Source organism: Janibacter corallicola NBRC 107790, from assembly GCF_001570965.1.
GTDB classification, from domain to species: Bacteria; Actinomycetota; Actinomycetes; order Actinomycetales; family Dermatophilaceae; genus Janibacter; species Janibacter corallicola.
On the sequence record NZ_BCSR01000034.1, the window covers coordinates 1 to 14,850 of the forward strand.

Annotated in this window: 11 protein-coding genes; 10 read left to right on the forward strand and 1 reads right to left on the reverse strand. The window is 71.8% G+C overall.

What is annotated here, in order from left to right; genetic code table 11:
- Positions 1 to 49: 49 nt before the first annotated feature.
- Positions 50 to 520, reverse strand: a complete 471-nt coding sequence (locus JCO01S_RS11595) for a MaoC family dehydratase (RefSeq protein ID WP_068255644.1) — start codon at positions 518 to 520, stop codon at positions 50 to 52.
- 104 nt (positions 521 to 624) lie between these two features.
- Here JCO01S_RS11595 and JCO01S_RS11600 point away from each other — a divergent pair, with 104 nt between their 5' ends.
- From JCO01S_RS11600 to JCO01S_RS11645, 10 genes are all read left to right on the forward strand, one after another.
- Positions 625 to 1,386, forward strand: coding sequence for an SDR family oxidoreductase (locus tag JCO01S_RS11600; RefSeq protein WP_068255647.1), 762 nt, complete (start codon positions 625 to 627; stop codon positions 1,384 to 1,386).
- Positions 1,386 to 2,210: an SDR family oxidoreductase gene (locus JCO01S_RS11605; protein ID WP_068255650.1), complete on the forward strand. Its 825-nt coding sequence runs from the start codon at positions 1,386 to 1,388 to the stop codon at positions 2,208 to 2,210. Before JCO01S_RS11600 ends, JCO01S_RS11605 begins: the two co-directional genes overlap by 1 nt.
- Entirely contained in the window at positions 2,210 to 3,733 is a 1,524-nt protein-coding gene (locus JCO01S_RS11610; RefSeq protein WP_068255653.1) for a class I adenylate-forming enzyme family protein, read from the forward strand. The genes JCO01S_RS11605 and JCO01S_RS11610 overlap by 1 nt, the downstream gene beginning before the upstream one ends.
- Before the next feature lie 15 nt (positions 3,734 to 3,748).
- Positions 3,749 to 4,966: an acyl-CoA dehydrogenase family protein gene (locus JCO01S_RS11615; protein ID WP_068255656.1), complete on the forward strand. Its 1,218-nt coding sequence runs from the start codon at positions 3,749 to 3,751 to the stop codon at positions 4,964 to 4,966.
- Positions 4,959 to 6,128 (forward strand): acyl-CoA dehydrogenase family protein, encoded by a 1,170-nt coding sequence (locus tag JCO01S_RS11620; RefSeq protein ID WP_068255659.1) that lies wholly within the window; start codon positions 4,959 to 4,961, stop codon positions 6,126 to 6,128. Before JCO01S_RS11615 ends, JCO01S_RS11620 begins: the two co-directional genes overlap by 8 nt.
- Positions 6,125 to 7,195: an acyl-CoA dehydrogenase family protein gene (locus JCO01S_RS11625; protein ID WP_068255662.1), complete on the forward strand. Its 1,071-nt coding sequence runs from the start codon at positions 6,125 to 6,127 to the stop codon at positions 7,193 to 7,195. The genes JCO01S_RS11620 and JCO01S_RS11625 overlap by 4 nt, the downstream gene beginning before the upstream one ends.
- A 46-nt stretch (positions 7,196 to 7,241) precedes the next feature.
- Positions 7,242 to 8,438: an acetyl-CoA C-acyltransferase gene (locus JCO01S_RS11630; RefSeq protein WP_068255665.1), complete on the forward strand. Its 1,197-nt coding sequence runs from the start codon at positions 7,242 to 7,244 to the stop codon at positions 8,436 to 8,438.
- Positions 8,439 to 8,476: 38 nt separating this feature from the next.
- Complete coding sequence (locus JCO01S_RS11635) at positions 8,477 to 11,662, forward strand: carboxyl transferase domain-containing protein (RefSeq protein ID WP_084342866.1); 3,186 nt, start codon at positions 8,477 to 8,479, stop codon at positions 11,660 to 11,662.
- Positions 11,663 to 11,681: 19 nt separating this feature from the next.
- Positions 11,682 to 13,355, forward strand: coding sequence for an AMP-binding protein (locus JCO01S_RS11640; protein WP_068255667.1), 1,674 nt, complete (start codon positions 11,682 to 11,684; stop codon positions 13,353 to 13,355).
- 108 nt (positions 13,356 to 13,463) lie between these two features.
- The gene (locus JCO01S_RS11645; protein ID WP_068255670.1) at positions 13,464 to 14,816 is read left to right on the forward strand and encodes an MFS transporter; all 1,353 of its coding nucleotides are present in this window, start codon (positions 13,464 to 13,466) and stop codon (positions 14,814 to 14,816) included.
- The last annotated feature ends 34 nt before the right edge of the window (positions 14,817 to 14,850 follow it).

Here is a 14,850-nt window from a genome sequence, read left to right on the forward strand (position 1 = left end):
GGGCCCACGACCTCGCCGGTCGTGGGCCCGAGCCGTGTGGCTGTCTCGCTCAGACGCTGAAGCGGCCGATCGAGTTGGCGACGAGGATCGGCTTGTTGATCCCGTCGGCCTCGACGGTGAGCTTGGTGACGACGTTGACCTGGCCGGGGGAGGTCTCCTCGACGTCGGTCACCTCCGCGCGCATCCGGATGCGCGAGTCCACCGGGAGCGGGTGGAGGAAGCGGATCCGGTCGTAGCCGTAGTTGAGGCTGTGGGTGAACCCGTCGAAGGCCATGAGCTCCTCGAAGAACGCCGGCGTGCGCGAGAGGCTGTAGAGGCCGTGCGCGATCGTCGAGCCGAAGGGGCTGTCCTTCGCGCGCTCGGGGTCGACGTGGATCCACTGGTGGTCGCCGGTCAGATCGGCAAAGCCGTCGATGGCCGCCTGGTCGACGACGTGCCACTCGGTGGGGCCGAGCTCGACACCGACGAGGTCCTCGAGGTCCTGCACGGAAGTCGGGCGGTGCGGGGCGGTCTGGGCCATGGTGAGCTCCTTCGGTCACGTGGGATCCTCCACCGTAGTTGAACTTGAAGGCGGATTCAACTATGGTCGAGGAGGACCGTCGTCGAGACCACAGGAGCTCTCACATGACCACTGACCAGCAGCGCGTCGCCGTCGTCACCGGCGCGGCCCGGGGGATCGGAGCAGGCGTCGCGCGCCGCCTCGCCGTCGACGGGATGGCCGTCGCCGTCCTCGACCTCGACGAGTCGGCCTGCGTGCCGGTGGTCGAGGAGATCACCGCCGCCGGTGGTCGGGCGCTCGCGGTGGGCGCGGACGTCTCCGACCCGGAGCAGGTCGAGGCCGGGGTGCGACGCATCGCCGATGAGCTCGGCGCGCCGACCGTCCTGGTCAACAACGCCGGCGTCATCCGGGACAACCTCATCTTCAGGATGAGTGTCGAGGACTGGGACGCCGTCATGGCGGTCCACCTGCGCGGAGCCTTCCTCATGACCAAGGCCTGCCAAGCGCACATGACCCAGGAGAAGTACGGCCGCATCGTCAACCTCTCCTCCACCTCGGCGCAGGGCAACCGCGGCCAGGTCAACTACTCCGCCGCCAAGGCCGGGATGCAGGGCTTCACCAAGACGCTCGCCATCGAGCTCGGGAAGTTCGGCGTCACCGCCAACGCGATCGCGCCGGGCTTCATCGAGACCGAGATGACCGCCGAGACCGCGGCTCGCATCGGGATCAGCTTCGAGGACCTCAAGGCCAACGCCTCGACGCAGGCCGCGGTCGCACGCACCGGCAAGCCGGAGGACATCGCCCACGCGGTCTCCTTCTTCGTCAGCGAGGGGGCGGGCTTCACCACCGGCCAGGTCCTCTACGTCGCCGGCGGGCCGTGCGACTGATGGCGGGTACGCAGATCACGGGCACGGGCACGGGCACGGTCGCGGTCGTCACCGGCGCCGCGGGTGGCATCGGTGCGGCTCTCGCGGAGGCGCTGGTCGAGGGCGGTGCCCGCGTGGTCGTCTCCGACCTGGACGAGCAACGTCTGACCGCGACGGCCGAGCGGCTCGGGGCCGTCGCCGTGGCGGGCGACGCCTCCAGCGAGGAGGTCATCGATGCCATGGTCGCGGCCGCGGAGGAGCACTACGGCCCGGTCGACCTCTTCTTCGCCAATGCCGGGATCGGCGACGGTTACGGTCTGGCGGCCGACGACGAGCAGTGGCAGCTGGCCCTCGACGTCAACCTCATGGCGCACGTGCGGGCGGCCCGCCGCCTCGTCCCGGGTTGGGTCGAGCGCGGGCGTGGCTACTTCGTCTCCACCGCCTCGGCCGCCGGGCTGCTCACGCAGATCGGTTCGGCCACCTACTCGGTGAGCAAGCACGGCGCGGTCGGCTTCGCCGAGTGGCTCGCGGTGACCTACGGCGACGAGGGGGTCGGCGTCAGCTGTCTGTGCCCGATGGGCGTCGACACCGACATGCTCCGGTCCGGGATGACCTCCGCAGGGGGCGAAGGGGGCAAGGTCGCCGCGGCGGCGGTGACCACCGCCGGCGAGGTGCTCGCCCCCCGCGACGTCGCCGACCAGGTGCTCCGGGCCGTCGAGGAGGGGATCTTCCTCATCACCCCGCACACCGATGTCCGCGAGTTCCTCCGACGCAAGGTCGACGACCACGACCGGTGGATCCGCGGGATGCAGCGCTACCAGCGACAGCTGAAGGAGAGCTCGTGATGGACAACGCCGTTCGTCTCGTCTGGAGATGGGCCGAGGAGACACCCGATGCACTCGTCCTGCGTGAGGGGGAGCGGTCGTGGACCTACGCCCAGCTGCGCGCCGGGGTCCGGGGGGCCATGACCGAGCTGGCCGGCCGCGGAGTGGGTCCCGGCGACCGGGTGCTCTTCGTCGTCCCGACCAGTGCCGAGTTCGTCCTGACCTACCACGCGGTCCTCGCGCTGGGCGCGGTCGCGGTGACCGTCAACCCGCTGTGCACCCAGCGCGAGCTGGCGCACTTCGTTGACGACGCCGGGTGCACATTCGCCTTGGGGTGGCACGAGGACGCCGAGGCGGTCACGGCCACCGCCGAGGCCGCCGGTGTCCCGCTGTGGGTGCTCGAGCCGGGCAGCGTCACGCCGGGTGGTGACGCGCAGCCGGCCGAGGTCGCGAGCGACGACGCCGCGGTCCTCCTCTACACCTCGGGTACCACCGGCGCGCCCAAGGGTGCCGTGCTCACCCACGGCAACCTGCTCGCCTGCGGTGCGTCGCTGGCCGAGGCGCTGGGCCAGACCTCCGAGGACCGGATGGGCACCGCACTTCCCCTCTTCCACGTCTTCGGCCAGGCAGCCGTGATGTTCACCTGCCTCACCTTCGGAGCCTCGCTCTCGCTGCAGCGTCCCTTCGACCCGGCGGCGCTGCTGCGGATGGCCGCGGACCAGCGGCTCACCGGCCTCGCCGGTGTGCCGACGATGTGGAATGCGATGCTCCACGCCGAGACGGACGTGACCGCGGAGGACCTGACCCAGCTGCGGCTGGCGAGCTCGGGCGGTGCCGCGCTGCCCCTCGAGGTGGCCAAGGCCTTCCGGGAGCGCTTCGGGGCGACCGTCCTCGACGGGTACGGCCTGAGCGAGACGGCCGGCGCGTCGACCTTCAACCGCGAGGAGTTCCCGCGCAAGGAGATGAGTGTCGGCCGGGCGCTCCCCGGCGGCAGGCTGGCCATCCTCGACGAGGACCGCAACCACCTCCCCCCGGGAGAGGTTGGTGAGGTCGCGGTGAGTGGCCCCTACGTCATGCGCGAGTACTGGAACCGACCCGAGGCCACGGCGGCCGTGCGACACGGCGAGTGGTTCCTCACCGGCGACCTGGGCCGCATGGACGAGGACGGCGACCTGTGGATCGTCGACCGCAAGAAGGACCTGGTCATCCGCGGTGGGTACAACGTCTACCCGCGCGAGGTCGAGGAGGTGCTCTACGGGCACCCGGACATCCGTGAGGTGGCCGTCATCGGGGTGCCGGACGAGCGCGTCGGCGAGGAGATCGCCGCGGTGGTCACCCCGCAGCCCAGGGCGACGATCTCCGCGTCCGCACTGCGCGGATGGCTCGAGGAGCGCCTCGCCGCGTACAAGATCCCGCGGATCTACCAGTTCGTCGACGAGCTGCCCAAGGGCCCGACCGGCAAGATCATGAAGCGGGCCATCGACCGTTCCGAGACCGCCACCGAGGGTGAGCGCCCGTCCCGGGTGAGCACCTCCACCCCCTGACCGAAGGAAGCGACCATGGACTTCGCGCTGGACGCCCGCACCCTCGAGCTGCGTGAGCAGCTCACTGCCTTCATGGACGAGCACGTCTACCCGATCGAGGCGATCTACCAGGAGCAGCTCGACGCGGCTCCCGACCGCTGGTCGCCGCCGCCGGTCATCGAGCAGGCGAAGGAGGCCGCCCGCAGCCAGGGGCTGTGGAACCTCTTCCTGCCGGGGGAGGACGGGGCCGGCCTGACCAACCTGCAGTACGCGCCCCTGTGCGAGGTCCTCGGACGCAGCCTGCACATCGCGCCGGTCGCGACGAACTGCGCCGCCCCGGACACCGGCAACATGGAGGTGCTGCACATGTTCGGCACCGCCGCGCAGCAGGAGCAGTGGCTCCACCCGCTCCTCGACGGGAGCATCCGCTCCGCCTTCGCCATGACCGAGCCGGCGGTGGCCAGCTCGGACGCGACGAACATCGAGACCGCGATCGTCCGCGACGGTGACGAGTACGTCATCAACGGGCGCAAGTGGTACATCTCCGGCGCGATGAACCCGAACGCCCGGATCCTCATCGTCATGGGCAAGACCGACCCGACCGCGCACCGGCACCGCCAGCAGTCGATGGTCCTCGTACCTCGGGACACCCCCGGAGTGGCCGTGCGCCGGGGCATGAAGGTCTTCGGCTACGACGACCGCGACCACGGCGGCCACGCCGAGATCGACTTCAGCGACGTGCGCGTCCCGGCGAGCAACCTCATCGGCGAGGAGGGCGGCGGCTTCGCCATCGCCCAGGCCCGACTCGGCCCCGGCCGGATCCACCACTGCATGCGGTTGATCGGCATCGCCGAGCGCGCCCTGGAGCTGATGGTCGACCGTGCCGCCGGGCGGGTCGCATTCGGCAAGCCGTTGTCCGAGCAGGGCGTCGTCCGTGACTGGATCGCGGAGTCGCGCGTGCGGATCGAACAGCTGCGGCTGCTGACCCTCAAGGCTGCCTGGCTCATGGACACGGTCGGCAACAAGGGCGCCCACACCGAGATCCAGGCGATCAAGATCGCCGCACCCAGCACGGTGGAGTGGATCCTCGACAAGGCCGTCCAGGTGCACGGAGCCGCCGGGCTGAGCCAGGACTTCCCGGTGGCCGAGTGGTACGCCCAGGTGCGCACCCTGCGCTTCGCCGACGGCCCCGACGAGGTCCACAAGAACGCCCTGGCTCGGCACGAGATCCGGAGGACGAGCGCCCGTGCCTGATCTGCAGCAGCGGGTCGACGAGCTCCTCGCGAGCCACGACCCCGAGACGACACCTCGTGCCATTTTCCTTGGGGCCCAGTACGACGCCGGCCTCGCCTGGGTCCACTTCCCCGAGGGGCTCGGTGGGCTGGGTCTCTCACGCGGCCGCCAGACCGAGGTCGACGAGCGGCTCGAGGCCGCCGGCGCGCCGCGACCCGACTTCGGACGCAACTCGATTGGTCTGGGCATGGCCGCGCCGACGATGGTGGCCTTCGGCACCGAGGAGATGAAGCAGCGGTACCTGCGGCCGTTGTTCGCCTGCACCGAGATCTGGTGCCAGCTCTTCAGCGAGCCAGGGGCCGGGTCCGACCTGGCGGCCGTCGCGACCCGTGCCGTCCCCGACGGTGAGGAGTGGGTCGTCGACGGGCAGAAGGTGTGGACCTCCGGCGCGCACAACGCGGACTTCGCCATCCTCGTGGCCCGGACCGACACCTCGGTGCCCAAGCACGCCGGTCTGACCTACTTCATCGTCGACATGACCGACCCCGGGATCGAGGTCCGCCCCCTGCGCCAGATCACCGGGGAGGCCGAGTTCAACGAGGTCTTCCTCTCCGGGGTGCGCGTCCACGACCGCCACCGGGTCGGCGCCGTCGGCCAGGGGTGGAAGGTCGCGACGATGACCCTGAACAACGAGCGCGTCGCCATCGGCGCTGGCCACGAGCGCGAGGCCGGGCAGATCGGCCTGGTCGCCGACCGCTGGCGCCGCGACCCGGCCGTGCGCACGCCCGGCACCCACACCGAGCTGATGCGGTGGTGGGTCGAGACCGAGGTGACCCGCCTCGCCGGTGAGCGGCTGCGCCAGGGGCTGGAGGCCGGCCAACCCGGCCCGCAGAGCTCGGCGATGAAGCTCGCCTTCGCCCACCAGGCGCAGCAGGTCAGCGGGTTCGCCCTCGAGCTCGCGCCCGAGGAGGGGCTGGCCTACCACGACTGGACGATGGTGCGCCCCGAGGGCGGCTCCTTCCTCGGCCACGGCCCAGGCTTTCGCTACCTGCGGGCCAAGGGCAACTCCATCGAAGGCGGCACCAGCGAGATCATGCGCAACATCATCGCCGAGCGGGTGCTCGGTCTACCCCCGGAACACCGCCCCGACAAGGGCATCCCCTTCAAGGACGTGCCGCGATGACCGACCTGCTCTACACCGACGTCGAGGAGTCCCTGCGCTCCAGCGTCCGGTCCACCCTCCAGCGATCGCTCGACGACGGGCTGGCCGCCGGGCTCTACGACGAGCCGGGCACCGACGTCAGCGCGATCTGGCAGGCGCTCGCCGGGCAGCTCGGCCTGGCCGGCCTGCTCGTCCCCGAGTCCCTCGGTGGGGTCGGGGCCGGCCCGCGTGAGGCGGCCGTCGTCCTCGAGGAGCTCGGCCGCAGCGTGGCACCCGTGCCCTTCCTCACCAGTGCCGTCATCGCCACGACCGCACTGCTGTCCGCCGGCGACGAGGAGCACCTTCCCGCGCTGGCCGGCGGCGAGCGCACCGCCGCGCTCGTCCTGCCGTGGACGGCCCGCCGTGGTGCGTGGTCGAGCGTGGACGGGACGGTCGAGCCGGTCGCCGGTGCGATGGGTGCCGACCTCTTCCTCGTGCCCACCACCGGCGAAGGGGGCGTGCCCTCCCTTCGTGCGTACGAGCGGGGCGACGTCGACGTCGAGGCGATCACCTCGCTCGACATGACCCGACCGCTCGCCCGCGTCACCGTGCGCGGCGAGGGCGCCGAGATCGCCGCCGGGCAGGCGGCCGAGGCGGCCGTGGACGCAGCACTCGCCGCCGGCGCGGCGCTCCTGGCCTCCGAGCAGCTCGGGCTGGCCCAGTGGTGCCTGGAGACGACCGTGGAGTACGCGAAGACCCGCGTGCAGTTCGCGCGGCCGATCGGCTCCTTCCAGGCGATCAAGCACCGTCTGGCCGACCTCTACCTGCTCCTCGTCAACACCCAGGCCGCCGCCCGGTACGCCGCCGGGACGCTTGCCGACGAGGACGGCGACCAGCACGTCGCCCAGTCCCTCGCCCAGGTCTTCTGCTCCGACGCCGCGGTGCGCGCGGCGGAGGAGGCCCTCCAGCTGCACGGCGGGATCGGCATGACCTGGGAGCACCCCGTGCACACACGTCTGAAGCGGGCGAAGTCCGACCAGCTCGCTATCGGGACACCCGAGCGGCACCGCGCCGACCTCGCCGGGCTGGTCGACCTCCCGGCATCCTGACCAACCGACTCGACCCACCCCCTTCGACCCCACAGGAGTGACCTCCATGCGCGAAGCAGTCATCGTCTCCACCGCACGCACCCCCATCGGCCGGGCCTACCGCGGCGCCTTCAACGACACCCAGGCCCAGGAGCTCATCGGCCACGCCGTGCGGCACGCCGTCGAGCGCTCCGGGGTCGAGGGCGGTCAGGTCGAGGACGTCGTCGTCGGCGCCGCCCTCCAGCAGGGCTCGACGGCCATGAACATCGGCCGCCAGGCCGCGCTGCGGGCCGGGCTGCCCGTCACCGTCTCCGGCATGTCCGTCGACCGCCAGTGCGCGAGCGGCCTCATGGCCATCGCGACCGCCTCCAAGCAGGTCATCTTCGACGGCCAGCAGGTCGCCGTCGGTGGTGGCGTCGACTCCATCTCGCTCGTGCAGAACGAGCACATGAACACCTACCGCGCCCAGGACCCGTGGCTCGTCGAGCACGTCCCGGCCACGTACATGTCCATGCTCGAGACCGCAGAGGTCGTCGCCAAGCGGTACGGGGTCTCCCGCGAGCAGCAGGACGAGTACGCGCTGGAGTCCCAGCGTCGGACCGCCGCCGCGCAGGAGGCCGGCGCCTTCGACGACGAGATCGTCCCCCTGCCGTCGACCATGCTCACCAAGGACAAGACCACCGGCGAGATCGGCTCGCAGGAGGTCACCCTGGCCCGGGACGAGGGCAATCGCCCCGGGACGACGCGCGAGGACCTCGCGGGGCTGCGGCCGGTCCTGGCCAAGGACGGCACCGAGGGCTTCTCGATCACGGCCGGCAACGCCTCCCAGCTGTCCGACGGAGCGTCCGCCGCCGTCGTCATGGAGGCCGAGGAGGCCTCCCGTCGCGGGCTGACCCCGCTCGGTGCCTTCCGCGGGATGGCCGTCGCCGGGGTCGAGCCGGACGAGATGGGCATCGGCCCGGTCTTCGCCGTGCCGAAGCTGCTCAAGCAGCACGGCCTGACCGTCGACGACATCGACCTCTGGGAGCTCAACGAGGCCTTCGCCGTCCAGACGCTGTACTGCCGTGACCGACTCGGTATCGACCCGGCGAAGTTCAACGTCGACGGCGGCGCGATCTCCGTCGGCCACCCGTACGGCATGAGCGGAGCACGGATGGCCGGTCACGTCCTCCTCGAGGGGAGGCGTCGCGGCGCCCGCTACGGCGTGGTCACGATGTGCGTCGGTGGTGGTATGGGCGCGGCCGGACTCCTCGAGATCTTCTGACCCGCCCCCACATCGTCCACAACCCGAGGAGGCACCGCGTGTCCGTGTACGTCGCCAACCGAGGAGAGGTCGCCGTCCGGCTCGTCCGGGCGGCCCTGGAGGCGGGGCACGAGGCCGTCGTGGCCGTGACCCGCGCGGAGGTCGACTCCCGGGCCGCCCGGCTGGCCACGGCCGTCCACGTCCTCCCGGGTGAGGGCCCGGGCGCCTACCTGGATGTGGAGACCCTCGTCGCGGGTGCCGTCGAGCGCGGCTGCACGATGCTGCACCCGGGCTACGGGTTCCTCAGCGAGAGCCCCTCGCTGGCCCGCGCCTGCGCCGAGGCCGGGGTCACCTTCGTCGGACCCGACGCGGACCTGCTCGAGCTCTTCGGGGACAAGGGCCGGGCACGGGAGGCCGCCCTCGGGTCCGGGGTCCCGGTGCTGCCCGCCAGCCCGGTCGGGATCACCGAGACCGAGGCCGCGGCGTTCGCCGCCGAGCAGCGCCCGGCAGGCGTGATGATCAAGGCGGCTGCGGGTGGCGGTGGCCGGGGGATGCGCGCGGTCCCCGCCGGGGAGTCGTTGACGCAGGCGTGGCAGCGAGCCGGGTCCGAGGCCGAGCGCAGCTTCGGCTCCGGCGACCTCTTCGCCGAGCGCTACGTCGAACGGGCCCGCCACGTCGAGGTCCAGGTCGTCGCGGACGGCGCGGAGGGAGTGGTCCACCTCGGTGAGCGGGACTGCTCACTCCAGCGTCGCTTCCAGAAGGTCCTCGAGGTGGCACCGGCGCCGGGGCTGCCGCCGGAGGTCCGCACGGCACTCCACGAGGCCGCCGTGCGACTCATCGGGGGGCGCGGTTACCGCGGGCTGGCGACCGTCGAGTTCCTCGTCGACGCCGACGACCCGAGGCGGTGGTGGTTCATCGAGGTCAACCCCCGACTCCAGGTCGAGCACCCGGTGACCGAGCTCGTGACCGGCGTCGACCTCGTCCTCACCCAGCTGCGTCTCGCGGCGGGGGAGACCCTCGCGGATCTGGACCTGACGCGGCCCCCACGGATGGCTGGAGCCGCCGTCGAGCTGCGGGTGGCCGCCGAGCGCACCGGCAGCACCGGCGAGGCGGTGCCCGCCCACGGCACCGTGGAGCGCCTGACCCTGCCCGCCGGGCCGGGGGTGCGCGTCGACACCCACCTCGTCGAGGGGACCCGGGTGGAGGGCACCTTCGACTCGCTCGTCGCCAAGGTCGTCACGCACAGCCACAGCGGGCTGCGCGGTGCGCTCGACAAGGCACGGCAGGCCGTTGCCGAGTGCACGGTCGCCGGCGTGGAGACCAACCTGCCCGTGCTGCGCGAGCTGCTCGGTCACGAGGACGTCGGCACCTGGTCGGTGACGACCCAGTGGTTCGCGAGGGCGGGCATCGTCGAGGCGACCAGCGCCGACGGGCCCCTCGACGGTGGGGTCCTCGCCGAGATGGCCGGCACCGTCGTCTCCGTCCTCGTCGAGGAGGGCCAGGAGGTCGCCGTCGGGGAGCCCGTGGTCGTCCTCGAGGCGATGAAGATGGAGCACCTCGTCCCGGCGCCGGCCTCCGGTGTCGTCACCGCCGTGCGCGTCCGGACCGGCACGACGACCTCCCCGGGCGACCTGCTCGCGGAACTGGCCATCACCGAGGAACCGCACGACCTCGTCGCGTCCCCGGAGGGCCCGGACCTCGAGGCCCCGCGGCCGGACCTCGAACGCGTCCTCGCCCGCCGCGACCGGCGGCTGGACGACGCACGGCCCGACGCGGTGGCCAAGCGCCACCGACGTGGGCAGCGCACCGCGCGGGAGAACCTCGCGGACCTCCTCGACGACGGCAGTTTCGTCGAGTACGGGGGCCTCGCCGTGGCGGCCCAGCGGGCGCGCCGCAGCGAGGAGGACCTCGTCGCGAGCACGCCCGCCGACGGGATCGTCACCGGCATCGGGCGGGTCACCACCGCACCCTCGGCACAGACCCGGTGCGCCGTCCTCGCCTACGACTACACCGTGCTCGCAGGCACCCAGGGCTACCTCAACCACAAGAAGACCGACCGCCTCCTCGAGATCGCCGAGCAGCAGCAGCTGCCCGTCGTCCTCTTCGCCGAAGGGGGCGGGGGACGCCCGGGCGACACCGACACGACCGTGGCCAGCGGGTTGGACGTGCCCACCTTCGCCACCATGGGCCGCCTCAGCGGTCTCGTGCCGACGATCGGCGTCGCCGCGGGACGGTGCTTCGCCGGCAACGCGGCCCTGCTCGGCTGCTGCGACGTCATCATCGCCACCCGCGACTCGACGATCGGCATGGGCGGCCCCGCGATGATCGAAGGGGGCGGGCTCGGGGTCTTCGCGCCCGAGGAGGTCGGGCCCGTCGAGGTCCAGGGCAGCAACGGCGTCGTGGACGTGGTCGTCGAGGACGAGTCGGATGCGGTGGCCGTGGCCAAGCAGTACCTCGGCTACTTCCAGGGCGCCCGCGAGGAGTGGAGCGCAGCCGACCAGCGGCGCCTGCGGCACGTCGTGCCGGAGAACAGGGTGCGTGCCTACGACGTGCACGCCGCCATCGACGGGCTCGCGGACGAGGGGTCCGTCCTCGAGCTGCGCGCCGGTTTCGCCCCGGGCGTCGTCACCGCCCTCGTGCGCGTCGAGGGACGACCGATGGGTCTCGTGGCCAACAACCCCCGCCACCTCGGCGGGGCCATCGATGCGCCGGCCGCGGACAAGCTGGCCCGGTTCCTCCAGCTGTGCGACGCACACGGTCTGCCGATCGTCTCGCTCTGCGACACCCCCGGATTCATGGTCGGCCCCGACCACGAGCGCACCGCGACGGTGCGTCACTTCTCCCGGCTCTTCGTCATCGGCGCCCACCTGCGGGTGCCGGTCGTCACCGTCGTCCTGCGCAAGGCCTACGGGCTGGGGGCCCAGGCGATGGCTGGGGGTGGCTTCCACCGGCCGGCCGCGACGCTGGCCTGGCCGACCGGCGAGGTCGGCGCCATGGGCCTCGAGGGGGCGGTTCGCCTGGGCTTCCGTCGGGAGCTCGAGGCGGTCACCGACCCCGCCGAGCGGCGGGCGCTCGAGCAACGGCTCCTGGACGACCTCTACGAGCGGGGCCGAGCAGTCAACGCGGCCGCCGTCGTCGAGCTCGACGACGTCATCGACCCCGCCGACACCCGGCAGTGGATCGTCACCGCCATGTCGTCGGCGATCGCCCCCGGCGTGCCGAGAGGGTACGTCGACACCTGGTAGGCCCCGAAGGAAGTGTCCGATGGAGTACACGCAGCACCTGGCCGACGTCCGCGCGCGACAGGAGCGGGTGCGGCCCGCCGACACCCCCGGCGAGGTGGTTCCCCCGTTCGGGTGGATGACCGTGCCCGAGCACGTCGACGCATGGGCCGCGGAGCAGCCCGGGCACGCCGCCGTCGTCATGGGGGAACGGACGCTCAGCTATGCCGAGCTGGCCGACCTGCACGCCCGGTGGGCGGGGTGGCTGCGGGCGAAGGGGGTGGCCCCCGGGGAGCGCGTCGGCGTCCACCTCGGCAACTCGCACGAGTTCGTCATCGCCTTCCTCGGCAGCCTGCGGGCGGGGTGCGTCCACGTGCCGGTCAACGCGATGTTCCAGCACGCCGAGCTCGTCCACGAGCTCTCCGACTCCGGGGCGACGGTCGTCGTGACCCACGCCGGTCTGGCCGACCGGTTGGTGCCCGCGGCGGCCGAGGCCGGGGTGTCGACGGTGGTCGTCGTGGGCGGTGAGGGGTCCTCCCTTCGCCCGGCGGAGGGGGTCGACGTCATCGCCTGGGACGACGCCCTGGCCGCGGAGCCGCTCACCGAGCCGGCGCGAGACCTCGACGCGCTCGCGGCGCTGAACTACACGGGCGGGACGACGGGCCTGCCCAAGGGCTGTCAGCACTCGCAGCGGCACATGGTCTACACGGCGGTCAGCGCGGCAGGAGCCAACGCCCTGGGCCGCGAGGTCGTCTCGCTGTGCTTCGTCCCGCTCTTCTGGATCGCCGGTGAGGACCTCGGGATCCTCATCCCGCTCGTCATGGGTGGGACGAGCGTGCTGCTCGCACGGTGGGATGCCGCGACGGTCCTCGACCTCATCGAGCGCCACGGCGTGACCACGACCGCGGCGACCGTCGAGAGCTACCTGGCGATCCTCGACCTGCCCGGCACCGAGGACCGAGACCTCTCCTCCTTCACCGGGCCGATGGCCATGTCCTTCATCCGCAAGCTCACCCCGGAGGTCAGGGCACGCTGGTCCGCAGCGGTCGGAGCGCACTCGGTGCTGCGGGAGAGCTCCTACGGGCTCACCGAGAGCCACACGGTGGACGTGGTGCCCTACGGGTTCACCGCCGACGACCACGACCTCAGGACGACTCCTGTCTTCTGCGGTGTGCCGGTGCCGGGTACCGATGTGCTCGTCGTCGACCCGGTCACGGCCGAGCCGATGCCCTTCGGGGAGCCGGGCGAGATCATCCTGCGCAGCCCGTCGATCACGACCGGCTACTGGCGCAGCCCGGAGGCGACCGCGCGGCAGCTGCGCGACGGCTGGTTGCACACCGGGGACACCGGCTGCCTCGACGAGGACGGGTGCCTGCACTACCTCGGTCGCGACAAGGACATGATCAAGGTCAACGGCATGAGCGTCTTCCCCGCCGAGGTCGAGATGCTCCTGGTCGCCCACCCCGACATCGACACCGTCGCCGTCGTGCCCGCCCACGACGAGGACGTGGGGCAGCGGCCGGTCGCCTTCGTCACGCTGCGGACCGGCAGCGCGGCCACGGGCCCCGGGATCGAGGAGTGGGCGCGGGCCCGGATGGCGACGTACAAGGTGCCCGTCGTCCAGGTGCTCGAGGCGTTCCCGCTCACCGACACGGGGAAGATCCGCAAGGGCGAGCTCGTCGAGCGCGCCGAGCGACTGACCGCTCGGCGCCCCTGAGGGACCGCCCCGCCCTTGCTGTCCAGTGTCCCGAGGTCACCCACGACCTGGACATGAATCAAAGTTCACATTGGATCGAAGGCACGTTCAACCCTGATCGGAGATCACATGTCCTCACCGACAACGACGTCGGACGCGGTGCACGCCCGGGCGACACGCAAGGCCTTTCGGCGCCTGGTGCCGATCCTCATGGCGGCGTACTTCATGGCCTTCGTCGACCGGACCAATGTCGGCCTGGCGAAGTCCTCCCTCGAGCTCGACGCCGGGATCGACGCGGCGGCCTACGGACTGGGTGCCGGGCTCTTCTTCATCACCTATGCAGCTCTCGAGGTGCCGAGCAACCTCGTCCTCCACACGGTGGGGGCGAAGGTCTGGATCAGTCGGATCGCACTGACGTGGGGTCTGATCACGATGGCGATGATGTTCATCTCGAGCCCGACGGTCTTCTACGTCCTGCGGCTGCTGCTCGGCGCGGCCGAGGCCGGCCTGTACCCCGGCATCATGTACCTCATCACGACGTGGTTCGCGCAGAAGGACCGGGCCACGGCCGTCGGCCTGGTCCTCACCGCGTCCTCGGTGGCCTTCATCGTGGCCAACCCCCTGGGCGGTGCGCTGATGAAGATGGACGGTATCGGGGGACTGCACGGTTGGCAGTGGCTCTTCCTCCTCGAGGGCATCCCGACGGTGGTCCTCGGTGTGCTGATCTTCCTCCTGCTGCCGGACTCTCCGCAGAAGGCGTCGTGGTTGGACCCCGACGAGGCGGACGAGCTGACCCGACGGGCCGTCGGGGAGGAGGGGCCCCACGTCGAGGCGAGGCCCGGCGCGATCGTGCGCAACGCCATGGCGCAGCCCTTCCTGCTCACCATTGCCGCGATCTACTTCATGAACCAGATCGCGACCTACGGCGTGATCTTCTTCGTGCCCTCGATCGTCGAGGCGATGGAGGTGACCGACAGCTTCATGATCGGGCTGATATCGGGTGTCGTCGGGATCGGTGCCGTCATCGGCGTCGTCGTCCTGCCGCGCGTGCTCCGGAGGGGGCCGGGCACCGAGGTGCGGCTCATCGGGATCACGACGGCGGCGGCCATCGTGAGTGCTCTCGCCTTCATCGTCGTGGCGGACCCCGTGGCGCAGATGGTCATCCTCAGCCTGACGATGCTCTTCATCGTCGGTGTCCAGCCGCTGTACTGGTCGGCCCTCATGGCCCGTCTCGGAGGGGTGGCCGCGGCCGCCGGCCTGGCCTTCGTCAACACGATCGGTCTCACGGGCGCCTTCGTCGGGCCCTACGCCTTCGGCCTCTCGGAGCAGGCGACCGGATCGCCCTCGTCCGGGTTGTGGGTCCTCGTCGCGGCAACGGCGATCGGCCTGCTGCTCGTGTCGTTGCTGCGGCGACTCGTGGCCGCCCACGATCGCCGGCACGCCGTCCGCCCACCCGGGGAGAGCGTCTCCAGCCCGGCCTGAGTGGGCCGGCGGCGGGGGAGGCCCCCGGCGTGGG